Here is a 24,314-nt window from a genome sequence, read left to right as displayed (position 1 = left end):
CGATCCTCGGCCGGGCTACATGCGGAACACGCCGAAGCGCGTCGGCTCGATGGGCGCATTGAGGCTGGCGGAAATCGCCAGGGCCAGTACGTCGCGGGTTTGCGCCGGGTCGATCACGCCGTCGTCCCACAGCCGTGCACTGGAATAGAAGGCATGGGCCTGGCGTTCGTACTGTTCGACGATGGGCTGTTTGAGGCGCTGCTCGTCTTCGGCGGAAAACACCTGGCCGGCGCGCTGCGCCTGCTCGTGCTTGACCTGCACCAGCACGCCGGCGGCCTGCTGGGCGCCCATCACGCCGATCCGCGCGTTGGGCCACATCCACAGGAAGCGTGGGTCGTAGGCACGGCCGCACATGCCGTAGTTACCGGCACCGAAGCTGCCGCCGATGATCACCGTGAACTTCGGCAGCCGGGCGCAGGCCACCGCGGTGACCAGCTTGGCGCCGTGCTTGGCGATGCCGCCCTCCTCGTATTTCCTGCCGACCATGAAGCCGGTGATGTTCTGCAGGAACAGCAACGGAATGCCGCGCTGACAGGCCAGCTCGATGAAGTGCGCGCCCTTCTGCGCGGCCTCGGCGAACAGGATGCCGTTGTTGGCCAGGATGGCGATCGGGTAGCCGTGCAGATGGGCGAAGCCGCACACCAAAGTGGTGCCGAACAGCGCCTTGAATTCGTCGAACTGCGAGTCGTCGACGATCCGCGCGATCACTTCGCGCACGTCGAACGGCTGCTTGGCGTCGGCGGGAATCACCCCATACAGCTCATCAGCGGCATGACGCGGCGCTGCCGGCGTTTGCACCTGCAACTGGCCGAGCTTGCGCCAGTTGAGGTTGGCCACGCAGCGCCGCGCCAGGGCCAGCGCGTGTTCGTCGTTCTCGGCGTAATGATCGGCCACGCCGCTGGTCTTGCAATGCACATCGGCGCCGCCCAGTTCCTCGGCGCTGACCACCTCACCGGTGGCGGCCTTCACCAGCGGCGGGCCAGCGAGAAAGATGGTCGCCTGTTCGCGCACCATGATGGTTTCGTCGCTCATCGCCGGCACGTAAGCGCCGCCGGCGGTGCACGAGCCCATCACCACGGCGATCTGGGCGATACCCTGGGCACTCATGTTGGCCTGGTTGAAGAAGATCCGCCCGAAGTGCTCGCGATCCGGGAACACCTCATCCTGGCGCGGCAGGTTGGCGCCGCCGGAGTCCACCAGATAAATGCACGGCAGACGGTTTTCCAGGGCGATGGCCTGGGCACGCAGGTGCTTCTTGACGGTCAGCGGGTAATAGCTGCCGCCCTTCACCGTGGCGTCGTTGGCAATGACCATGCACTCGACACCTTCGATGCGGCCGATGCCGGCGATCACCCCGGCGGCGGCGACCTCCTCGTCATACACCTGATAAGCGGCCAACGCGCCGATCTCCAGAAATGGCGAGCCGGGGTCGAGCAGCCGGTCGATGCGCTCGCGCGGCAGCAGCTTGCCCTTTGCGGTGTGCCGTTCCTGAGACTTGGCGCCACCGCCCTGGCGGGTGTGGGCCAGCAAGGTGCGTAGCTCTTCGACCTGGGCAAGCATCGCGTCGCGGTTGGCAGCGTACTCAGGCGAACGGGTATTCAATTGCGTGTGCAGTGTTGCCATGGTGCGGCTCCGACTGACGTCCACCTTTAAAAACCACCTGCGTTTTTAAAGGTGTCCGGTAACAGGAAAACGAGGGGCTGCGATCAAGCCGTTTCGTTGAACAGCTCGCGGCCGATCAGCATGCGGCGGATCTCGCTGGTGCCGGCGCCGATCTCATAGAGCTTGGCGTCACGCCACAGGCGGCCGACCGGAAACTCGTTGATGTAGCCGTTGCCGCCGAGAATCTGGATCGCCTCGCCGGCCAGCCAGGTGGCCTTTTCAGCGGCGTAGAGAATCACCCCGGCGCAGTCCTTGCGAACCTGGCGCACATGCTCGCTACCGAGCGCATCGAGCTGCTTGCCGACGGCGTACAGGTAAGCGCGACAAGCCTGCTGAGTGGTGTACATATCGGCCAGCTTGCCCTGAATGAGCTGGAATTCGCCGATGCTCTGGCCGAACTGCTTACGGTCGTGAACATAGGGCACCACCACATCCATGGCGGCCTGCATCAACCCCAGCGGCCCGCCGGAGAGCACGGCGCGTTCGTAATCCAGGCCACTCATCAGCACCCGCGCGCCCTCACCGACGCCGCCCAGCACATTCTCGGCCGGCACCTCGACGTCTTGGAACACCAGCTCGCCGGTGTGCGAGCCGCGCATGCCGAGCTTGTCGAGCTTCTGCGCCACCGAAAAACCCTTGCTGCCCTTCTCGAGAATGAAGGCGGTCATGCCCTTGGCGCCGGCGGCCAGATCGGTCTTGGCGTAGACCACCAGCACGTCGCAATCAGGGCCGTTGGTGATCCACATCTTGCTGCCGTTGAGCACGTAGTGATCGCCCTTGCGGTCGGCGCGCAGCTTCATCGACACCACATCGGAGCCGGCGTTGGGCTCGCTCATGGCCAGGGCGCCGATATGCTCGCCGCTGATCAGCTTGGGCAGAAAGCGCCTCTTCTGTTCGTCGCTGCCGTTGCGGTTGATCTGGTTCACGCAGAGGTTGGAATGGGCCCCGTAGGACAGGCCGATGCCGCCGGCAGCGCGGGAGATTTCCTCCATGGCGACGATGTGCGCGAGATACCCCATGCCGGCGCCGCCGTATTCCTCGCTGACGGTCAGGCCGAGCAGGCCCATGTCGCCGAACTTGCGCCACAGGTCCATGGGGAACTGGTCGGTGCGGTCGGCTTCGGCGGCGCGCGGGGCGATTTCCTTGGCGGCGAAACCGGCGACCGCGTCGCGCAGCATGTCGATTTCCTCACCGAGGAAGAAATTCAGGCCTGGCAGGGTGCTCATGTAACGACTCTCCATTGTTGTACTTGTTGGAAGCGTCGAAAGGTCGGTGTCGACGGTTCAGGCGCTCACGGAAATGTCCTTCAGGGCGTTGCGGCAGCGCTGCTCGGCGGTATCGAGCTCGCGCTGCATCTGCTGGATGTCGAGCAGCTGAAGAGCCAGGTGCTCGCGGCGCTCGGCGATCTTTTCCAGAAAGTGGTCGAGCTGCTTGCGGTTGCCGCCGGCTGGATCGTAGAGGTCGATCAGCTCCTTGCACTCTGCCAGGGAGAAACCGATACGTTTGCCACGCAGAATCAGCATCAGCGTCACCCGGTCACGGGCGCTGTAGATGCGCTCCTGGCCACGCCGTTCGGGCGCGAGCATGCCCTGCTCCTCGTAGAACCGAATGGTGCGGGTGGTGACGCCCAGCTCCTGGGCAAGATCGGAAATGCTGTAGGAAACGCTCATAAGTGGGCAGTCAGTCGATTATTACCTTTACGTAAACGTAAACCCACAATTGCAAGCAGTCAAATCAACCGACGATTGCAAAGCTGAAACGAAAAAGGCATGGCCAGTTGGCCATGCCTTTGATTGACTCCAGCCTTTATTGACTTCAGAGCCTGCTCATAGGCTCGCGAGCTAGAGCAATGCAAGGCCTGGGCGGCCCCGCAAAAACAGGCGAGGACGCGGAGTTTACGTGCTGTAAATGAGCAGTCCGAGCCTGTTTTCAACGCCGCAGTGCCGACGCGCAGTAGACTTTGAACAGGTTCTCAAGGCTGCGGCTTGCCGTCCCATGGCACGCCATCGAGGGGACGGCGGCGCGCCATCTCCTCTTCATCGAGCCCTTCCCCTGCACCGATGTCGCCTTCGCTCACGATGCTCAGGTCACGATCAGCCGGCATGTCGTCACCGCGTTCGCGTGGGGAACGGGCGCCGCTGTCGTCGATGAGCGTTTCCGGACTCAGGTCGTCCTGGCTCACGCCATCTTCGTGGCGACCTTCGCGCAGGGTTTCGCCGCCGCTCAACCCGGCTTCACGCACGCGCTCGTCCGGGTATTCGTGCTGTACTTCGTTATCGGGGCGACGATCACCGATGCGTCCTTCCCGCTCGTCCTGGCGATCGCTGAAGTCGAGCTGCTCGATCGAGCCCATGCGATCTTCCATGTCGTCGATCTCCTGGGGCGTGGGCGATTGCTTGGATGTGCTCATGATGGTCTCCGCTGTGGGTCTATCTGGTGGACTCGCCCCACAGCGGGAAAATTCAGGGAAAGTGACGAGCTCACCCCTCGCCGACCAGCTGTTCCAGCGCCTCTTCGATCACGCTGACGTTGGTCGGCCTTACCAGACGGGTGACCTCCACGCCGTCGCGCAGCAGCACCAGGGTCGGCCACAGCTTGACGCGAAACGAACGGCCCAGCGGACGCCCGCTGCCATCCTCGATTTTAAGGTGTTGTACTTCCGGGTAATCCGCCAGCACCTTGGTCAGCAGCGGCTGGGCGGCCTGGCAATGGCCGCACCAGTCGGTGCCGAACTCGATCAGGCTCATACCGGGCATCGCCTGCACCTCGGCAGGCGTCGGGGCGGTGGCGCTGTAGGAATTGCTCATGGGGTCTCCTCGCCGATGTCAGAAACGAAACCGCCCCGTTCAGGCGGGGCGGTTCGGGGTTGCAGCGTATCAAACGCCATCGCTGACTTTCTTGACGACCGGCTTGACCTTGTCGGCGATCTCGCCCTCGAGGCGGCTCACGGTATCGGTGATGCGGTCCACTTCGGGGCGCATCGAGCGGGCGTCCTCCATGATGCTCTTGAGCCGACAGTGGCCGCTCAGGCCGCGGGCCACCAACATGCCGCCGAAGGCCGCGCGAACCAGCCCGAGCACACCGCCACGCTTGAGGCCACCGCGGGCCATGGCGATACCGCTGCCGATGGACAGCGCGCGCTCCCAACCCTGGACGTTACTGCTGCCGTGTTTATCAGATATGGACATCGCGTTCGCTCCGATCGGTGATTGATATGCAACCGACTGACCGAAGCGGCCTGCCGTTCGCCCCTGCCGACAGGCGGATGAGCGGCAACAAACGAAAACGGCTGCCAGAGGGCAGCCGTCGCGTAGCACGCCAATCGATCAGACCAGGAAGGAAATCGCCCCGGTGATCACCGCCACGAAGGTGATGGCCAGCGACAGCAGTACGGCCCATTTCACCGTAGCCTTCTGGAAGTCGCCGATGTCCTTGTCGACCATGCCGACCAGCAGCAGCGTGGACGCCACCAGCGGGCTCATCAGGTGTACCGGCTGGCCGAGGATCGACGCGCGGGCAATTTCCAGTGGGCTGATGCCGTAGGCCGCTGCCGCCTTGGCGAGGATCGGCACCACGCCGAAGTAATAGGCGTCGTTGGACAGCACGAAGGTCAGCGGCATGCTGGTGATCGCCACCACGAGCGGGAACAGATGCCCCCAGGACGGCGGAATCATATCGACGATGCTCTGCGCCAGCGCATCGACCATCTTGGTGCCCGAGAAGATGCCGGCGAATACACCAGCGGCGAACACAAGCAGCACCACGGTCATGGCGTTGCCGGAGTGAGCCAGGATGCGTTCTTTCTGAATGTCGAGTTGCGGGTAGTTGATCATCAGGGCGATCACGAAGCCGATCAGGAACAGCACCGCCGCGTGGGCCAGGCCCATCACCAGAGCGGTCATCACCGCCACCACCAGCAACAGGTTGATCCACACGAAGCGCGGGCGCTTGTAAGGCTGATCGCCGAGGATTTCCTTGATGTAGCACTCGCCACCGCCGGTCTGCAGCTCGGTGTTGCCGATGCGCGCACGCTCCTTGCGCCCCAGCATGTAGGCGATCAGCACCACGCATGCGGCGCCGGCGGCCATGGTCGGCAGCAGCGGGATGAAGTACTCGGAGGCGTCCAGCCCCAGAGCGGCGATGGCACGGGTGGCCGGGCCGCCCCAGGGGGTCATGCCGCTCATGATGCTCAGCGACAGCATCGAAACGGTGGCGAGAATCATCGGGTTCATGCCGATGCGCCGGTACAGCGGCAACATCGCCGCGCAGGTGATCATGTAGGTGGTGGTGCCGTCGCCGTCCAGGGCCACGGTCAGCGACAGCAGCGCGGTACCGACGGCGATCTTCACCGGGTCGCCGTTGACCTTGTGGAGGATCACCCGGATCAGCGGGTCGAACAGGCCGGTGTCGATCATCAGGCCGAAGAACAGGATCGCGAACAGCAGCAACGCTGCCGAAGGTGCGACCATCTTCAGGCCGTCGAGGATCATCTTGCCGGTGGAGTCGCCAAAACCGCCGGCGATGGCGAAGACGATAGGGATGAAGGTGAGTGCCACGATGGGCGACATGCGTTTGGACATGATCATGTAGGTGAACACGACCACCATCGCCAACCCGAGTAGAGCGAGCATCTGAATTCTCTCTTGTATTGTTATTGAGACGTACAGCGGATGCCGCGCCGGTATGCCCGGCGCGGCAGAATGTTGCGGGGCGCGTTACTTGATTGGCGACTCCGGATGGGTAACCGCCTGCCAGCCGGGCTGCTGCTCGCCGCCGGGTGGCTGGGGACGCTCGTCGAGCACGGCGTGCAGCGTGCGGCGGTCACAGGCGTTTTCGGAGAGCGACACCACCACGGTGGCTACCGCGTTGCTGGCCAGGCTGGTCAGTGCACGGGCTTCGGACATGAAACGGTCGATACCGATCAACAGCGCCAGACCGGCCAGCGGCAGGTCGTGCATCACCGACAGAGTCGACGCCAGTGCCACGAAACCGCTGCCAGTCACGCCGGCAGCGCCCTTGGAGGACAGCAGCATGACGGCCAGCATGGTGACGACCTGGGTCAGCGACAGGTCGATGTTGCAGGCCTGGGCGATGAACACCGCGGCCAGCGACAAGTAGATGGCCGTGCCGTCGAGGTTGAACGAGTAACCGGTTGGCAGCACCAGACCGACCACCGATTTGCGGCAACCGAGCGCCTGGAGCTTTTCCAGCATGCGCGGCAGCACCGGCTCGGTCGACGAGGTGCCGAGCACCACCAGGAACTCTTCGCGCAAATAACGCAGCAGCTTCCACAGGCTGAAGCCGTACATCCGGCACAGCCCGCCGAGCACCACGAAGACGAAGAAGGCGCAGGCGATGTACAGCGTCATGATCAGCTTGGCCAGCGAGCCCAGCGAAGTGATGCCGTACTGGCCGACGGTGAAGGCGATAGCCCCGAAGGCACCGATGGGCGCGAAGCGCATCAGGTAGGAAAAGATCTTGAAGACCATCTTCGAAGCGGCTTCGAGTACATCGAGCACCGGCTTGCCCGCTTCGCCGATCGACGACAGGGCGAAGCCCGACAGCACAGCGATGAACAGCACCGGCAGCACCTCCCCTTCGGCGAACGCGCCCATGAAGGTGTTGGGGATGATGTGCATGAAGAACTCGACCACGCCGAGCTTGGCAGCCGATGCGGTGAACTGGGACAGGCCTTCTGTACTCAGCTTGCTGGGGTCTACATTCATGCCGACGCCCGGCTGGAACAGGTACACAGCACAGAGGCCGATCAGCAGGCTGATCACCGTCAGGGCGAGGAACAGACCCAGGGTCTTGCCCATCAGGCGGCCCAGCGTGCTCTTCTCGGTCATGCCGGCAATGCCGGTGACGATGGTGCAGAACACCACCGGCGCGATCATCATCTTCACCAGCTTGATGAAGGCATCACCCAGCGGTTTGAGCGCAGTGGCTTGCTGCGCCCAGAAGTGGCCGACAATCACGCCCAGCAGTACGGCGCAGAGGATCTGGAAATACAAGGATCTGACGAGTTTCATCAGGCATCACCCATTTATAGAAATTGTTCGGATGCGCAAATTTTCGTGCCGGCCGGCGGTTCAGCCGGCCAGACGCTGCCCTTCCGGGGCGTGCACTTCTCCGGAAAACAGCCGGCGGGCGGTACGCACCACGGAGGCGCGGATCGTCTGGCCATTTTCACCCACGTACGCCAAGGCGACTTCGATCGACCCGCTGGGGTGCTCGATGCGTACGTGGCTCAGGCGCTCTGCATTGTCATCGAGCCCCAGCAGGTCGGCCGCCACGGTACTCGGGCTGACGCAGGCAGTCGCCAGGCCGATCGAACCGGTGATCGCCAGGGCGCGATGACAGTTGTGAGGCATGAAGTAACGGACCTGAATGGTGCCACCTGCCGAAGCAGGCGCCAGCAGGACCGGCTTCGGAATGACTTTTTCGCTGACGTCGCCCAGGCCCATGGCCAGACCGGCCTGCAGGCGGATCGATTCGAGACGGGCGAGAAACGCCTTGTCGGCGTCCAGCTCGGCAGGCGATTCCTGGCCAGTCTTGCCCAGGGCTTCAGCATGCACCAGCACCATGGGCATGGCCATGTCGATGCAGGTGGTCTCTACGCCGTCGAATACGTCGCGGGTGTTACCGGTGGGGAACAGCTTGCCGGTCTTGCTACCCGCCGCGTCCAGGAAGGTCAGCTCGATGGGCGCAGCAACGCCTGGTACGCCGTCGATGCGGGTATTGCCCGCGTAGGTCACCACGCCGCCCGGAGTCTGTACTTTCGAGCAGACGAAGGTGCCGGTGTTGAGATTACGAATACGCACTTCGGTGGTCGTCGGGCCGGCCTTGACCAGGCCCTGCTCGATAGCGAACGGGCCAACGGCGCAGAGCATGTTGCCGCAGTTCGGCGCGGTGTCGACACGGCGCTGGGACACCATGACCTGTACGAAGAGGTAATCGACATCCGCATCCGGATGGCTGGACGGGCTGACGATGGCCACCTTGCTGGTCTGCGGGCTGCCGCCGCCGATGCCGTCGATCTCCAGTTCATGCCCCGCCCCCATGACCGACAGGAGAACTTCGTTTCGCTCGTCAATCGACTCAGGCAGGTCGCTTGCCAGGAAAACCGGTCCTTTGGAGGTACCTCCGCGCATGAGCACACAGGGGATTCGCATGACTTTCTCTCTTGCACTGATCAATCAGGCCGATTGATGCCTTGAGCAAAAGAGTCACACGCCCTAACAATTCCATCAAATGCAAATATTGTAGATTTTGATGCGTATAGCGCATCAATAATTACCTGAGAAGATTGAGTGCAGAAGCCGCTACGCTCATAAAAAATGACGAATAAACAGGAAAATCAGCAGCAATATGTTGGTATAAGCTGATAACTATCAGCACATCCCTGACAAGATCAATGCTGTTTTCAGACGGAAGATCAGCTCGGAAATAAGCCAAGCCGATGGTCGGCGAGCCGGTTTCGATCACAAAATCGGCAGGATTCCGCTCAAAAAAACGCCGCGAGATGCGGCGTTTTGTTAACCCCAAGGCCATTTCGTCGCCGGGCGCGGCCGAAATGGCTTTATCCAAGCGCATTCAGGTGGGCTTGTCGGCTCCGAGCGCGGTGTAGCCAGGCCACTGCTTGAGCAGAGTTTCTACGAACTGCTCGGCGGCTGGCGACAGCGAAGAACCATGGCGACGCACCAGACCCAGGGTGCGACTGATTACCGGATCGACCAACGGGCGCTGTACCAGGATGGGATGGTCCTCGACTGGCATCGCCAGACTCGGCATGGCGGCAATGCCCAGCCCCGCCTCGACCATGCCCAGTGATGTGGACAAGTGCTGGACCTCGTAGAACCAGCTGGGACGCCAGTCCAGATGAGCCAGTCCGTGATCGAGCAGCACGCGGTTGCCGCTCAGCCGGCCAACACCGATCAGCCGGTAGTCGCTCAACTCCCGCCAGGCCACCTGAGGCTGTTCGGCCAGCGGATGATCGCGCCGGCAGGCCAGCACGAACGGCTCGTTGACCAGCGGCGTGAAGTCGATCTCGGCGTGTTGGCCGCTGAGCATGTTGATGCCGAAATCCGCCTCGCCGCGCAGCACCGCTTCCAGGCCCTCATGGGCGCTGAGATCAAGAATGCGGATGCGGATCTTCGGGTACTGGCGGTTGAACTCGCGGATCACCGTGGGCAGAAAGTAGAACGCCGCAGTCGGGATGCACGCCAGGGTCACCTGCCCGGACTGGCGCTCGGCCAGCTCGCGAATGCCGAGAATCGAGCGCTCGAAATCATCGAGCAGGCGGCGCGCCTTGGGCAGGAAATCCCGCCCCACCGCAGTGAGACTGACACGCCGCGTGGTGCGATCGAGCAGCTGGGTGCCAAGCCCTTCCTCGAGCTTCTGCATGCGTCGGGTAAGGGCCGGTTGCGAAAGGTGGATGGCGTTGGCTGCCTCGTGAAAATTGCCGAACTCGGCGATCTTGACGAAAGCGCGTAGGTCCTGAAGTTCGTAATTCATGCAAAAAACCTATCAATCCATATTTTTATTTTTCAACGCAGATTAGTGCATTAAACAACATTCGGCGCCTTGCGCCCAAAACAGCGAGGTCATAAACGCATTAATGCAAATAAACGATCAATAAAGAAAATATATGCAATTTACAAAACAAACCCCGATCACCACCATTTAAGGAAAGCAACAATAATCAGATTTATTGCACTGGAGACATCATGCAAGCCATCCCCTGCGTGCTGATGCGCGGCGGTACCTCTCGCGGCCCGGTTTTCCTGGCCAACCACCTGCCCACTGATATTGCCGCACGAGACGAGTTGCTCCTCAACGTGATGGGCTCCGGCCACGAGCTGGAAATCGACGGTATTGGCGGCGGCAGCCCGCAGACCAGCAAGGTCGCTATCGTCAGCACCTCCAGCCATCCTGACGCCGATGTCGATTACCTGTTCGTGCAGGTCATGGTCAACCAGCGCCGCGTCGACACCGCACCCAACTGCGGCAATATGCTGTGCGCCGTCGGTCCTTTCGCCATCGAACACGGCCTGGTCAACGCCAGCGCGCCGGTCACCCGCGTGCGCATCCGCAACCTCAATACCAATACGCTCGTCGACTCCGAAGTGCAGACGCCCAAGGGCAAGGTGCGCTACGAAGGCGACACCAGCATCGACGGCGTGCCCGGCAGCGCCGCGCCGATCAAACTGACCTTCCTCGACGCCGCGGGCGCCAAGACCGGCCAGTTGCTACCCACAGGCAAGGTGCGCGACCAGTTCGACGGCATCGACGCCACCTGCATCGACATGGCCATGCCGATGGTGCTGCTGCATGCCGAAGCCCTAGGCAAGACCGGCTACGAAACCCCGGCCGAATTGGATGCCGACAGCGAACTGCTCGAGCGTCTGGAGCGCATTCGCCTGCAGGCCGGTATCGCCATGGGGCTGGGCGACGTCAGCCAGATGGTGATTCCCAAGCCGGTGCTGCTCGCGGCGCCGCGCAAGGGCGGCACCCTGTCGGCCCGCTATTTCATGCCTCACAACTGCCATCGCGCCATCGCCGCCACCGGCGCCATCGGTCTGGCCAGCGCCTGCGCCCTGCCCGGCAGCGTGGCCTTCGACATCGCGCCGATTACCGGCGCCGCGCTGGTGCGCCTGGAGCACCCGGGCGGCGAGATCGAAGTATCGCTGGCCCCCGGTGAAGACGCTCAGCCGCAGAGCATGCAGGCCTCACTGATTCGCACCGCGCGCCGCCTGTTCGCCGGTGACGTGTATGTGTCGCAAACCGGCAGAGGCACCCCTAACAAGAATTAACGCCAACGATCGCTTCATCCAACGAGTAAATAATAATGACAAGGAAGAATCTGTTTTACGTCTCGGTAGCCCCTGCTGCCGTTTTCGCCAGCCTGCCCCTGGCCGTCAGCGATGCGCTGGCCGAAGGCTTCTTCGAAGACAGCAAGGCCAATCTGGAGCTGCGCAACTTCTACCTCAACCGCGACTTCCGTGAGGGTCGCGGCCAGAACAAGCGCGAAGAATGGGCCCAGGGTTTCATCCTCAACATGGAATCGGGTTACACCAGCGGCACTGTCGGCTTCGGCCTCGATGCCCTGGCCATGCTCGGCGTCAAGCTCGACTCCTCGCCTGACCGTACCGGCACCGCGCTGCTGCCAAGCGACAGCAAAGGGCGGCCTGAAGACGACTACAGCAAGCTCGGCGTGACCGCCAAAGTGCGCGTCGCCGACAGCGTACTGAAGGCCGGCACCCTGCTGCCGAAGATGCCGACCCTGCAGTTCAGCAACAGCCGCCTGCTGCCGCAGACCTTTGAAGGCTGGCAGGTGCAGAGCAAGGACATCGAGCGCCTGACCGCCTCCTTCGGGCAGATATCCCGCGTGGTGCAGCGCGACGTGTCCGGCTCCGCCGATCTCACACTGAACAACAAGAACGGCCGCTTTGGCGGCAGCCCGGAGAGCGACCACCTGCGCTTCCTCGGCCTCGATTACGCCCTGACACCGAACACCCAGCTGAGCTACCACCAGGGCCAGCTCACCGATATCTACCGCCAGCACTTCGTGGGCCTGCAGCACACCCTGGCGCTTGGCCCGGGCAAGCTGAAAGCCGACCTGCGCTACTTCAACAACAGCGAAAGCGGCCAGGCGCGTGCCGGTGACATCGACAACCAGGTGTACAACGCCATGTTCACCTACAGCCTGGCCGGCCATGCCCTGGGCGTTGGTTATCAGCAGATGCGCGGTGACGACGGCTTCACCTACGTCAACGGCGCCACGCCGTATCTGACCAACTTCCTGCAGCTCAACGACTTCGCCGGGCCCGACGAGCGCTCCTGGCAGGTTCGTTACGACTACGACTTCAGCAAGGTGGGCATCCCCGGCCTGACCTTCATGACCCGCTATGTGCGCGGCAGCGGCATCGACCTGGCCGACGGCAGCAACGGCAAGGAGTGGGAACGCAACACCGACCTTGCCTATGCGTTCAGCGAGGGCGCGCTGAAGAACCTCAAGGTCACGTGGCGCAATGCGGTGTACCGCAACAATTTCGCCCCCCGTTCAATGGATGAAAACCGCCTGATTCTGAGCTACGTCCTGCCGATCTGGTGATCCGGCGAACCACCTGCAAACAACTCCAATACAGGTAAAAACCCGATGAAACTGCTGAAAAATTGCCTTCTTCTACCCCTCGCCAGTGCCTTGCTGATAACCAGCCTGCAGGCCAACGCCGACCAGCCCAACCGCCCCGAGTGCATCGCCCCGAGCAAACCGGGCGGCGGCTTCGACCTGACCTGCAAACTGGCCCAGGCCGGCTTGAAGGACAACAAGATTCTCAAAACGCCGATGCGCGTGACCTACATGCCGGGCGGTATCGGCGCCGTGGCCTACAACGCGATCGTCGCCAACCGGCGCAATGATCCCGGCACGCTGGTGGCCTTCTCCGGCGCTTCGCTGCTGAACCTGGCACTGGGCAAATACGGCCGCTTCGACGAGAACGAAGTGCAGTGGCTGACCACCATCGGCACCGACTACGGCACCCTGGCGGTACGCGACGACTCGCCGTACAAGAACCTTGACGACGTGGTCAAGGCGCTCAAGAAAGATCCGAAAAGCATCGTCGTCGGCGGCGGTGGCAGCATCGGTGGCCAGGGCTGGATGAAGATCGCCCTGCTCGCCAAGGCCGCCGGCATCAACCCGAGCGAACTGCGCTACGCCGCCTTCGAAGGCGGCTCGGAGCACTACATGGCGCTGATGGGCAAGCACGTCGATCTGGTCACTGGCAGCGCCAGCGAAATCGCTTCGCAGAAAGGCAACAACATCCGCACCCTGGCGGTATTCAGCGAAGAGCGCCTGCCGGGCGATCTGGCCGAGATTCCGACCGCTCGCGAGCAGGGCTACGAGATCCAGTGGCCGCTGATCCGTGGCTACTTCCTCGGCCCGGATGTACCCCAGGAGCAGGTACAGTGGTGGCGTGAGTCGTTCGCCAAGCTGGAATCCTCGCCCGAGTTCGAGCGTTACATGGTCGACCGCGACGTGCTGCCGATGTACGTGAATGGGCCGGAGCTGCAGGCGCTGGTCAAGAAGCAGGTCGCCGAGTACCGCGAACTGGGCCGCGAGTTCGGGCTGGTCGAGTAAGCCCTCCGGGCACCTTCGTACTGCCTTAGCAGCGTCTCGAAGGTGCCTGCGGCAGAGCCGCCCGGCTCTGCCCATGGAGCAACATCCCTATGGAGCCTCCCCATGCAAGACCGCATTTTTGCAGGCGTCAGCCTGCTGCTTTGCCTTGGCCTGTCGCTGGCCGCCTGGAGTTACCACGCGCCCTTCTCCTATGAGCCAGTGGGCCCGCGAGCCTTTCCGCTGCTGCTGTTGGTGATGATCGCCCTGGGCGCCATCTACCTGCTGGTCAAGCCGTCGCACGCCAGCGCAGAAGGCACCGAGCCGGCGCTGGATCGTCACGTGATCCGCAAGATCGTGCTGTGCATCGTCGCCTTGACCATCTACGCGGCGCTGTTCGAGCTGGCGGGTTTCATCGTCGCCAGCACCGTTTTCGCCATCGCCATGGCCCGTCTGTACGAAGGCAGCTGGAAAGCCAGCCTGACCTCCGGCGTGCTGCTCACAGTGGGTCTGTACCTGCTGTTCGACAAGGCCCTCGACGTACCGCTGCCACTCGGCCTGCTTTCCAGCCTGGAGTTCTGACCGCATGGATACTTTCAGCTACCTGGGTCAGGGCTTCGGCGTTGCCCTGAGCCCCTACAACCTGTTCACCGCCCTGTGCGGCACCCTGATCGGCACCATCGTCGGCCTGCTGCCGGGCCTGGGTCCGATCAATGGCGTGGCGCTGCTGATCCCGATCGCCTTTGCCCTCGGCCTGCCGCCAGAAACCGCGCTGATCCTGCTCGCCGCCGTGTACCTGGGCTGCGAATACGGCGGTCGTATTTCCTCGATCCTGCTGAACATCCCCGGTGAAGCCTCGGCGGTGATGACTACCCTGGACGGCTACCCACTGGCCCGTCAGGGCAAAGCCGGTGTGGCCCTGTCGATCTCCGCCTGGAGCTCGTTCGTCGGCGGCCTGATGGCCACCTGCGGCGTGGTGCTGTTCGCACCGTTGCTGGCCAAATGGGCGGTGGCCTTCGGGCCGGCCGAATACTTCGTGCTGATGGTGTTCGCCATCACTTGCCTGGCCGGGATGGCCGGCAACAAGCCGATGAAGACCGCCATTGCCTGCTGCATCGGCCTGCTGCTGTCGTGCGTGGGCATCGACTCCAACAGTGGCGTGTACCGCTTCACCTTCGGCAGCCTGGGCCTGGCCGACGGCATCCAGTTCGTGGTGCTGGTACTGGGTCTGTTCTCGGTCAGCGAGATCCTCGTACTGCTCGAACGCACCCACCATGGGCAGAAGGCCATCGAAGCCAAGGGCCGCATGCTGTTCAACCTCAAGGAAGGTCTGTCGGTGCTGGCCACCAACCTGCGCAGCGGAGCGGTCGGCTTCGGCCTGGGCATCCTGCCGGGCGCCGGTGCGACCCTGGCCAGCGCCGTGGCCTACATGAGCGAAAAGCGCCTGGCGCACAAGGACAACAGGTTCGGTGACGGCGACCTGCGCGGCCTGGCCGCCCCGGAAACCGCCAACAGCGCCTCGGCCTGTGGCTCTCTGGTGCCGATGCTGACCTTGGGCGTGCCCGGCTCCGGTACCACCGCGGTAATGCTCGGCGCCCTGACGCTGTACAACATCACCCCGGGCCCGCTGCTGTTCCAGAACCAGCCGGATATCGTCTGGGGCCTGATCGCCTCGCTGTTCGTGGCCAACATCATGCTCATCGTGATGAACGTGCCGATGATCAAGATCTTCACCAAGATCCTCGCCGTGCCTTACTGGGCCCTGGTGCCGGCCATCGCCATCATCACCTCGATCGGCGTCTATGCCGTGCACGCCACCGCGTTCGACCTGTACCTGATGATCGGCATCGGCGTCGCCGGTTACATCCTGCGCAAGATGGACTTCCCGTTGTCGGCGATTTTGCTGGGCTTCATCCTCGGTGGTCTGATGGAGCAGAACCTGCGCCGCGCCCTGTCGCTGTCCAACGGCGACCTGAGCATCCTGTGGAGCAGCTCGATCAGCCTGGCCGTATGGGCGCTGGTGGCTATGATGATAGCCTTGCCCATCTGGCGTATATGGCGGGCCCGTCGCAAGACGGCGACACTGCAGAGCGCCAGCTGATACCTCATCGAATCAGGCTCCTCAGGGAGCCTGAACCGTTTTTGGAGCCGCCATGCATATCGTCATTCCCGATGATTACCAGAACGTCATCCGCACCCTCGACTGCTTCCCTACCCTGGCCGATCACCGGGTCAGCCTTTACCACGACGCCGTGGACGATGTGCAGGTACTCGTCGAGCGCTTCGCCGACGCCGATGCCCTGGTGCTGACCCGCGAACGCACCCGTATAGATGAAGCGCTGCTGGCGCGCCTGCCGAACCTCAAGCTAATCAGCCAGACCGGCAAGGTCTCCAACCACCTGGATGTCGAAGCCTGTACCCGCCATGGCGTGGCGGTGATGGAAGGTCGCGGCTCGCCGATTGCGCCGGCAGAACTGACCTGGGCGCTGATCATCAACGCGCGGCGCCAGCTGATCCCGGCCATGCAGGCGATGTACGCCGGCCAATGGCAGGTCAATATGGGACAGCGCCTCGCCGGGCAAACCCTGGGCATCTGGGGTTACGGCAAGATCGGCCAGCGCCTGGCTCGTTACGCCCAGGCTTTCGAAATGCCGGTATTGGTATGGGGCAGCGAAACCTCGCGGCAAGCAGCCGTTGCCGACGGCCACCAGGCCACCCCGTCGCGCGAAGCCTTTTTCGCCAGCGCCGATGTGATCAGCCTGCACCTACGCCTGGCTGCGGCCACCCGCCATCTGGTCACCGCCGCCGACTTGGCGCTGATGAAACCCAGCGCGCTACTGGTCAATACCAGCCGCGCCGAGCTGATCGCACCAGGCGCGCTGCTCGAGGCCTTGAACAAGGGCCGACCCGGTTTCGCCGCGCTGGATGTCTTCGAGCAGGAACCACTGAACGACCCCGACCATCCCCTGCTGCGACACCCTGGCGTGCTGTGCACACCGCACCTGGGCTATGTGGAGCGTGAGGGTTATGAGCTGTACTTCGGCGATGCTTTCGCCAACGTCCGCGCCTTCTTCGCGGGTGAAGACTGCGTACTGGCCAACCCGCAAGTCCGTACGCGACGCTGACGCTGATGACAACGCGCCAGGCGGCGCGTTGTTTCCCCCGCCGGCAGGCTATTCATACCTGGCGGCCTGCCGATGGCCTCTTTATATAAACGGCAACCAACAACTTGTGCTGTCGTATTGCCGCATCGCTCAGCGGCAGATATGGCAGTGGGCCAGCAACTTGATACCCTTCTTTATATATAGGTCGGGTAATGCACCAGTGAACCCACACGCAATATTGCAATGCCAGCAAGTAACATTGATTTGATATTGCTACTCCCCGCGCTTTCGAACTACTCGGCCAGCTTAGCGTCAGCCAAAATCATTCAGCTTGAGGGCACGAGGCTGCCGGCCCTGGCGGCCAGGCTTCTGCGCCTCTAGAGCGCCCCTCCACTGATACGCCAATGCCGTATACACCGAAAACTCAGCGGCAAAATTGCCATGTCTCTTGGCGCTTCCCTTTCATATATAAGCTCGACACTTCAAATCAATATCGCGCCGGCACGAACATTGCTGAGAATATATATGCAGGTCACAATTTAATCTGACTGTCATGCAATGACTTTAATGTCCGGGCGTCAGTAACAGCAGGTTGACTGAAAAACCAAGTGCCTGAGAAGGAGCAACTTTCACGCTAAATTATTGAATTATGGCTTGCCGGTCGCACTACGATGCAGCGCATCTGCCTCGAGTGCGCCAAGAACACGCACGGAAAAGTTCAGGTTTTTTTTGTGAAGCCAAGGGCCAGGAGTTTGGGGGCCGCCGGGGAACTTCTTACGAGAGCCGACAACCAATGACTCATGAAAAATGGCCGCAAGTCAATGCGATAGGTGACTGAGACACACTTCTCAGAGCGCCTCACCGCGATGTCGACCGGCCTTCCCCATCAGCAACAGACCCCGGGAAGGGATTTGGCACCATGAAACTCACCAAGATACTGACGGCTTCACTTGCAGGTTCGCTGTCTACAGCCAGTTGGGCAACAGACCCACAACATATCGACCTGGCTGGGTTCGAGTTCACGCCAACCCTCAACGTCGGCGAAAGCTACGACAGCAACTACCGCGGCCTGAACAAGGCCCGATCCTCCTGGGTGACCAGCATCAACCCGAAATTCCTGCTCAGCGCCGAGACGCGCAACACCGGCTACCAGCTCGAGTACGAAATCGACGACCAGAACTACCATTCCGACGACAAGGCCAGCCACACCGATCAGCACCTGCGTTTTCGCAGCATCATGGAATTCAACTCGCGCAACCGCTTGCGCTGGAACCTGGGCTATCACCGCGTCGAGGAAACCACCGACGTGCGAGACCCCGACCGGGACGAAAACGACAAGTACGACCGCGGCGTGGCCGGTGCCGTATACACCTACGGTACCCAGACCGGGCTCAACCAGATCGACTTCGGCGTCAACTACGAGTCCATCCGCTACCGCAACAGCGGCGGTCTGAACGACGATCAGGACCGCGACAGCACTACCTTGAACTCCGTCTGGTACCACCGCCTGGGTGGCAGCACGCGCTCCCTGGTCGAGGTGCGTCATACCATCAACCAATACGTGCTCAGTGAGAGCGACCGCGACAGCACCGACGACGCCCTGCTGTTCGGCGCCACCTGGGATGCCACCGCCAAGACCTCCGGCACCGTGCGCCTCGGCGCCCAGCGCAAGAATTTCGACAGCAGCAGCCGCGAGGATTACACCAGCCCCATGTGGGAAGTTGGTCTGAAGTGGGAACCGCGCACCTACTCCATCGTCAAACTCGACACACGTCGTTCTTTCGACGAAGGCGAAGATGGTGCCAGTACCGTTCAGGACACTACCACACGCCTGGGTTGGGAGCACGAATGGTCGGCCTTCATCCGCTCGGATCTGTTCTACCGCTACTCCGTACGCGACTACAAGGCAACCGACCGCAAGGACGACCGTACCGGCTATGGCCTGGAGTTGACCTACTCCCCGCTACGCTGGGCTGATGTATCGCTGGGTTACCGCCACACCGACAACGATTCGAGCGTGCGGGAGAAATCCTACGACCGGGACATCTATCAGCTGTCGTTGAGCTTGAGCCTCTAACACCCGGGCTCCTCAACAGGGTGACGCTGGCGTCACCACCCTTATCAACCCTTTCCCGTTTGTCCTTGCAGGCGAGCGGCGGGCGCCCTTTTTCCAGCGCCTGGTATTCAAGTAACCATCAAGGAGTATGCGGATGTCAGTCCACCATCTGTTCAAAGCCTTCTCGCTGCTGCTGATGCTCGCATTCGCAGCAGGCGCACAGGCAAACCCGCAGTATCGGCTGAGCTCCGGCGACGTGATCAAAATCAGCGTCTTCGGTGAACCGGATCTGTCGTTCGAGGAAATCCGCCTCAATGACGCCGGCAACTTCTCCTACCCCTTCCTGGGGACGGTCGATGCCAAGGACAAGACCGCGGCAGACATCGAACGCATCCTCACCGAACGCCTGAAGGCCGATGGCTACCTGGTCGATCCGCGCGTCTCGGTCGCCGTTACCACCTACCGCGAGTTCTACATCAGCGGTGAAGTGAAGTCGCCAGGCGGCTATCCCTATCAACCCGGCCTGACCCTGGACCGCGCCATCGCGCTGGCCGGCGGCCTGACCGAACGAGCATCGACCAAGCGCATCACCATCTCACGCGGTAACGGCGAAAGCCGCGCCGAAGAAAAAGCCACGCTCGACACCCTCGTCAAGCCGGGTGACACCATCACCATCGATCAAGGGTTCTTCTGAATATGAACAGTCCTGCACGAACGATCCGACAGTGGCAGCCTTCGCCCTCGGAAGCAGATAGCGATTACATCGACCTGCGACGCATCTGGAATGCCGTATGGTCGCGCAAGTGGGCCATCATCCTGTTCGTCGTGGTGGTCACCCTGATCACCGCCATCGCCGTGTCCCGCATGACGCCGATCTACCGCGCAGTGGCATCGGTGATGATTGAAACCAAAGGCACCCAGCTGGTTTCCTTCCAGCAGGTGACAGACACCACCGGTGCCGTCAACGAATACCTGCAGACCCAGCTGGGCCTGGTCAAGAGCCGCGTGGTTGCCGAGAAGGTGGTGCGTGAGCTCAACCTCACCGAGCACCCGGACTTCGATCCGCGCCAGCAGCCGCAACCGTTGATCAACTTCAGCGCCATCACCAATGGCATCCAGAGCGTGCTGTCGTACACCGGCCTGGTGGACGCGCCCGAGCCGTCCGAGCCGATGACCGAAGCCGAGCTGATGGACATCGTGGTCAAGAACCTGATGGACCGCACCAACGTGTGGGTCGAGGGCAAGAGCCAGCTGGTCAACATTTCCGTCGACCTGCCTGATCGCCTGACCTCCGCCGCCATCGCCAACTCCATCGCCAGCAACTACATCGACAGCCAGCTCGATGCGCAGATGGAAATGTCGCTGCAGGCCACCACCTGGATGAACACCCGCCTCAACGAGCTGCGCACCTCGCTGCAGGAAGCCGAGAACCGTCTGCAGGCCTTCCGCGAAGCCGAAGGCCTAGTCGACGTCAACGGCGTGCAGACCATCAGCAACAACGAACTGTCGCTGACCGGTGACCGCATGATCGACGCCCGTCGCCAGCGTGCCGAGGCCGAGAGCCAGTATCGTCAGGTGCAGTCCATGGGCAGCGGCGACTGGCGCCGCCTGGCCAGTGTGCCGGCCGTACTCGGCAACCCGCTGATCCAACAGTTCAAGTCCGAAGAAGCCCGCGCCCGCGCCAAGGTCGAGGAGCTGTCGCGTCGCTACGGTGACCGTCACCCGGCCATGCTCGCCGCCAAGTCCGACCTCAGCGCGGCGACCGCCAGCCTGCGTGCTCAGGTTGAGCAGGTAGTGGCCAGCATCGAGCGCAACTACCAGTTGGCCGTGGCCAACGAGAACTCCCTGAATGCCTCGTTCGACAAGAACAAGGAGCAGATTCAGGACATCTCGCGCAAGGAATTCAAGGTGCGTGAGCTGACCCGAGACGTGGAAAGCAACCGCTCGTTGTATGAGACCTTCATGACCCGTCTGCGCGAAACCGCAGCGACTCAGGACGTCAACTCCAGCAATGCGCGCATCATCGACAAGGCCGTTGCCCCGCTGACCCCGGCAGCGCCGAATCAGAAACTGCTGATCGTACTGGCTGCAGGTCTGGCCCTGGTATTCGCTGTGGCCTTGGCCATCGTGCGCGACATCCTGAGCAACACCTTCAAGGGCGTCGAGGACGTGGAGAACAAGCTGAACCTGCCGGTACTGGGCATCGTTCCGCTGATTTCCAACAACGCCAAGTACACCGCCGCGCACCTGTTCGAGCACGGCGAGGATCCACGCTTCTGCGAGTCGATCCGTACCATTCGCACCAGCCTGATGCTGGCCGACAGCAACCGTTCGCAGAAGGTTCTGGTGGTCACCTCCTCGTCGCCGGGCGAAGGCAAGAGCACCCTGGTGGCCAACATGGCGTTCGCCCTCAGCCAGCTGCAACGCGTACTGCTGATCGACGCCGACCTGCGCCGTCCGACCCTGGCCAAGAGCTTCGACTTCCCGGTCGGCACTCCTGGCCTGGCCAACCTGATTACCGGCAGCGCCAAGGTCGAAGAGTGCATTCACAACATGGGCACCAACCTGGACATGCTGCCAGCAGGTGCCGTGCCGCCAAACCCGCTGGAGCTGCTGGCCTCGCCGCGCTTCGCCAAGTTCCTGGACATGATCAAGGAGCGTTACGACCACATCATCATCGATTCGCCGCCTAGCCAGGCCGTGAGCGATGCCGTGCTGCTGTCCACCTTCGCCGATGCGGTGATCTACGTGGTCAAGGCCGACGGTACGCCAATCCCGATGGCTCAGCGTGGCGTTGGTCACCTGCTGCAGAGCGGTGCCTCGGTGATGGGCGTGGTGCTCAACCAGGTGGACGTGGAAAAAGCCGCTCGCTCCGGCGAATACGGCGGCTACTACGACCAGTACGGCTACAGCGAAGGCAAGGCCTGATAACGCCATGAACAACCAGCGCATGACAGCAGGAGGTGCCCGATGATCGATCTGCACAATCACCTGCTGCCGGGCATCGACGACGGCCCGGCAGACCTGCCGACCGCGCTGGACATGGCCCGCATGGCGGTCGCCAACGGCATCAGCCACATGGTGTGCACGCCGCACATCCACATCGGCCGCTACGACAACGACAGCCGCAACATCGCCGAAACCTGCAGCCGCTTCAATGCGGCGCTGGAAAAGGCCGACATCGACCTCAAGGTCAGCGCCGCGGCTGAAGTGCGTTTCTGCGGCGAGCTGATGACCCGCGTGCTGGATGGCAGCATCCCGTTCCTCGGTCAGTGGGAAGGCAGGAAAGTGCTGCTGCTGGAGTTTCCTCACGGGGAAATGCCATTCGGCGCCGAACGCCTCACTCAATGGCTGTTGGACAAAGGCGTGGTACCGCTCATCGCCCACCCGGAGCGCAACAAAGCGCTTATGAACATGCCAAGCAAGCTCAAGCCGTTTATCGAGCAGGGCTGCCTGTTGCAGGTGACGGCTGCCTCTGCCGCTGGTCGTTTTGGCGAACGTGCAATGCACCTGGCTCACGAACTGCTGAGCAATCGTGTGGTCAGCATTATGGCGACTGATGCCCACAACCTGGATCACCGCCCTCCCCTATTACAAGAAGGTCTCCTGCAAGCCGCCCGGATCCTGGGCGAGAGAGAGGCCGAACGTCTGGTCATCGACACGCCTTGGCGCATCGCACACCAGCATTTCGCTTAGTTGACTGCCTGATAAACGCGTGCCTGTCGGTTCAGGCCGCAGGATTCGTATTTGTTGGAGGTTGGAAAACCATGCGTCGAGAGATCAGTTTCAGGGCGCAACCCTTTCAGCAGGCGCTGATGCGCTGCGAGACCCTAGGCACGCCCACCACCGCTGCAACCAAGGACATGTCGCCTCTCGTGCGTTTTCCGGAGGCCACTTACTTCATCGAAGATTTGCACGAGGATCGCCGCAAATGATTTCCAAACGGATCAATCCTGCCGAGAACCGCAGGGGACTCACGTTCTGGGGTCAATGGACCTGCGCCATTACTCTGGTCAGCATGCTGCTCTGCTACCTGGTCGTTCAGCGCTACGGCGACGTGCCCACCGAATATCGCCTGCTGATCGTCCTCACCGTGCTCGGCTCGGTACCGGCGTACGGCATGCTGCGCGTCTACCACAAGCGCTTCGGCTACCTGACCGGCCTGGCTCACCTGTTGGCTGGCTGGCTAACCCTACTGGCGGGCCTGTTGTTCATCGCCTACTTCAGCCAGAGCCTGGATCGCTTCTCCTTCGAGATCATGCGCGAGTGGGCGCTGCTGGGCTTCCTCGCTCAAGCCATCGCTTTCATTCCGCTGCGCTACTTCGCTCGCCTGCACTCGCAGAAGCTTCGCAACGAGCGCGTCTCGCTGATCATCGGCTCGGGCGAGAAAGCTCATGAGCTGGCCGAGCGCCTGACCGCCAACAACCGCGTGCCCCTGGTCGGCCTGATTGCCTCCAGCGACGACGCCCACACCCAGGACGGCCGCTTCCCGATTCTCGGCAAGCTCAAGGAGCTGCGTGACGTCACCGAGCAGCACGGCGTGCGCCGCGTGTACATCGCCCTGACCCTGGACGAGATCTCGCACATCGAGAAGCTCTACATCGACCTGCTGGACATGAGCGTCGATGTGGTCTGGGTACCGGACTTCGGCAGCATGCCACTGCTCAACCAGTCGATCTCGCAGATCGAACAGCTGCCGGCCATCTACCTCAACGAAAGCCCGATCAGCTCGCACCCGGCTGCGGTATTCAGCAAAGAGCTGATGGATCGCACCCTGGCCCTCCTGGCGCTGCTGGCCCTGAGCCCGGTGTTCATCATCGCGGCCATCGCCGTGAAGCTCTCCTCGCCTGGCCCGGTGTTCTTCCTGCAGCCGCGCCACGGCTGGAACGGCGGCGTGATCCTGGTGTGGAAATTCCGCTCCATGCGCATGCACGACGACAAGGCCGTCAAGCAGGCGACCCGCGAAGACCCGCGCATCACCCCGGTCGGCCGCTTCCTGCGCCGCACCTCGATTGACGAGCTGCCGCAGCTGATCAACGTGCTGCGTGGCGAGATGTCCCTGGTTGGCCCGCGCCCCCATGCCGTGGCGCACAACAACTACTACAGTGACAAGATCCTCGCCTACATGGCCCGTCATCGCCTCAAACCCGGCATCACCGGCCTGGCCCAGGTGACCGGTCACCGCGGTGAAACCGAAACCCTGGAAAAGATGCAGCAACGCGTGGAGAAGGACCTGGATTACATCAACAACTGGTCCCTGTGGCTGGACATCAAGATCCTGGTGAAGACGCCCTTCACCCTGTTCTCGCGCGACATTTACTAACGCGCCCGTTTGGCGCAGTAACGATTAACGTTAACTCAAGGAAAGTTTATC

At 62.3% G+C, this 24,314-nt stretch carries 23 protein-coding genes; 12 read left to right on the top strand and 11 right to left on the bottom strand.

The features are described 5' to 3' along the window. Positions 1-15 precede the first annotated feature (15 nt). The 11 genes from FB481_RS16815 to FB481_RS16765 form a co-directional block, all read right to left on the bottom strand. Positions 16-1,623, bottom strand: coding sequence for a carboxyl transferase domain-containing protein (locus tag FB481_RS16815; RefSeq protein WP_147177088.1), 1,608 nt, complete (start codon positions 1,621-1,623; stop codon positions 16-18). Positions 1,624-1,706: 83 nt separating this feature from the next. Further along, positions 1,707-2,888, bottom strand: coding sequence for an isovaleryl-CoA dehydrogenase (locus FB481_RS16810; RefSeq protein WP_147177087.1), 1,182 nt, complete (start codon positions 2,886-2,888; stop codon positions 1,707-1,709). A gap of 57 nt (positions 2,889-2,945) precedes the next feature. Beyond that, positions 2,946-3,332, bottom strand: a complete 387-nt coding sequence (locus FB481_RS16805) for a MerR family DNA-binding transcriptional regulator (RefSeq protein ID WP_147177086.1) — start codon at positions 3,330-3,332, stop codon at positions 2,946-2,948. Between the two features lie 302 nt (positions 3,333-3,634). After that, entirely contained in the window at positions 3,635-4,072 is a 438-nt protein-coding gene (locus tag FB481_RS16800) for a hypothetical protein (protein ID WP_027909500.1), read from the bottom strand. A gap of 70 nt (positions 4,073-4,142) precedes the next feature. After that, a complete protein-coding gene (locus tag FB481_RS16795; protein WP_027909501.1) occupies positions 4,143-4,469 on the bottom strand; it encodes a thioredoxin family protein in 327 nt (108 codons plus the stop codon). Between the two features lie 69 nt (positions 4,470-4,538). After that, complete coding sequence (locus FB481_RS16790; protein WP_051424557.1) at positions 4,539-4,850, bottom strand: YgaP-like transmembrane domain; 312 nt, start codon at positions 4,848-4,850, stop codon at positions 4,539-4,541. 138 nt (positions 4,851-4,988) lie between these two features. Beyond that, positions 4,989-6,311, bottom strand: a complete 1,323-nt coding sequence (locus tag FB481_RS16785; RefSeq protein WP_372239575.1) for a CitMHS family transporter — start codon at positions 6,309-6,311, stop codon at positions 4,989-4,991. 66 nt (positions 6,312-6,377) lie between these two features. Then, complete coding sequence (locus tag FB481_RS16780; RefSeq protein WP_027904685.1) at positions 6,378-7,694, bottom strand: dicarboxylate/amino acid:cation symporter; 1,317 nt, start codon at positions 7,692-7,694, stop codon at positions 6,378-6,380. 60 nt (positions 7,695-7,754) lie between these two features. Then, positions 7,755-8,837: a 4-oxalomesaconate tautomerase gene (locus FB481_RS16775; RefSeq protein ID WP_081729501.1), complete on the bottom strand. Its 1,083-nt coding sequence runs from the start codon at positions 8,835-8,837 to the stop codon at positions 7,755-7,757. A gap of 121 nt (positions 8,838-8,958) precedes the next feature. Continuing rightward, positions 8,959-9,252, bottom strand: a complete 294-nt coding sequence (locus FB481_RS16770) for a hypothetical protein (RefSeq protein ID WP_147177084.1) — start codon at positions 9,250-9,252, stop codon at positions 8,959-8,961. Positions 9,253-9,258: 6 nt separating this feature from the next. Beyond that, entirely contained in the window at positions 9,259-10,179 is a 921-nt protein-coding gene (locus FB481_RS16765; RefSeq protein WP_013790809.1) for a LysR family transcriptional regulator, read from the bottom strand. A gap of 212 nt (positions 10,180-10,391) precedes the next feature. Here FB481_RS16765 and FB481_RS16760 point away from each other — a divergent pair, with 212 nt between their 5' ends. From FB481_RS16760 to FB481_RS16710, 12 genes are all read left to right on the top strand, one after another. Next, the gene (locus tag FB481_RS16760; protein ID WP_147177083.1) at positions 10,392-11,477 is read left to right on the top strand and encodes a 4-oxalomesaconate tautomerase; all 1,086 of its coding nucleotides are present in this window, start codon (positions 10,392-10,394) and stop codon (positions 11,475-11,477) included. A gap of 35 nt (positions 11,478-11,512) precedes the next feature. Beyond that, entirely contained in the window at positions 11,513-12,778 is a 1,266-nt protein-coding gene (locus FB481_RS16755) for an OprD family porin (RefSeq protein WP_147177082.1), read from the top strand. Between the two features lie 45 nt (positions 12,779-12,823). After that, positions 12,824-13,804: a tripartite tricarboxylate transporter substrate binding protein gene (locus FB481_RS16750; RefSeq protein WP_147177081.1), complete on the top strand. Its 981-nt coding sequence runs from the start codon at positions 12,824-12,826 to the stop codon at positions 13,802-13,804. 102 nt (positions 13,805-13,906) lie between these two features. Then, positions 13,907-14,362, top strand: a complete 456-nt coding sequence (locus tag FB481_RS16745; protein ID WP_093503012.1) for a tripartite tricarboxylate transporter TctB family protein — start codon at positions 13,907-13,909, stop codon at positions 14,360-14,362. A 4-nt stretch (positions 14,363-14,366) separates the two neighbouring features. After that, positions 14,367-15,881 (top strand): tripartite tricarboxylate transporter permease, encoded by a 1,515-nt coding sequence (locus FB481_RS16740; RefSeq protein WP_093503010.1) that lies wholly within the window; start codon positions 14,367-14,369, stop codon positions 15,879-15,881. A gap of 52 nt (positions 15,882-15,933) precedes the next feature. Beyond that, positions 15,934-16,905 (top strand): D-2-hydroxyacid dehydrogenase family protein, encoded by a 972-nt coding sequence (locus tag FB481_RS16735; protein ID WP_093503008.1) that lies wholly within the window; start codon positions 15,934-15,936, stop codon positions 16,903-16,905. 898 nt (positions 16,906-17,803) lie between these two features. Then, positions 17,804-18,961 carry an outer membrane beta-barrel protein gene (locus tag FB481_RS16730; protein WP_093503006.1) on the top strand — a complete coding sequence of 386 codons (1,158 nt, stop codon included), beginning with the start codon at positions 17,804-17,806 and terminating at the stop codon, positions 18,959-18,961. Positions 18,962-19,094: 133 nt separating this feature from the next. Then, on the top strand, positions 19,095-19,634 hold the full coding sequence (locus tag FB481_RS16725; RefSeq protein ID WP_027909509.1) for a polysaccharide biosynthesis/export family protein: 540 nt from the start codon (positions 19,095-19,097) through the stop codon (positions 19,632-19,634). Positions 19,635-19,636: 2 nt separating this feature from the next. Beyond that, positions 19,637-21,868, top strand: a complete 2,232-nt coding sequence (locus FB481_RS16720) for a polysaccharide biosynthesis tyrosine autokinase (RefSeq protein ID WP_093503004.1) — start codon at positions 19,637-19,639, stop codon at positions 21,866-21,868. Positions 21,869-21,910: 42 nt separating this feature from the next. After that, positions 21,911-22,636, top strand: coding sequence for a tyrosine-protein phosphatase (locus tag FB481_RS16715; RefSeq protein WP_147177080.1), 726 nt, complete (start codon positions 21,911-21,913; stop codon positions 22,634-22,636). Between the two features lie 71 nt (positions 22,637-22,707). Beyond that, a complete protein-coding gene (locus FB481_RS23225) occupies positions 22,708-22,875 on the top strand; it encodes a hypothetical protein (RefSeq protein WP_155953376.1) in 168 nt (55 codons plus the stop codon). Next, the gene (locus FB481_RS16710; protein WP_093503000.1) at positions 22,872-24,263 is read left to right on the top strand and encodes an undecaprenyl-phosphate glucose phosphotransferase; all 1,392 of its coding nucleotides are present in this window, start codon (positions 22,872-22,874) and stop codon (positions 24,261-24,263) included. The genes FB481_RS23225 and FB481_RS16710 overlap by 4 nt, the downstream gene beginning before the upstream one ends. Positions 24,264-24,314 lie beyond the last annotated feature (51 nt).

It is taken from the genome of Pseudomonas sp. AG1028 (assembly GCF_007993955.1).
GTDB classification, from domain to species: Bacteria; Pseudomonadota; Gammaproteobacteria; order Pseudomonadales; family Pseudomonadaceae; genus Aquipseudomonas; species Aquipseudomonas straminea.
Note: the sequence above shows the minus strand (reverse complement) of the source record. Positions and strands in the feature narration are given on the sequence as shown.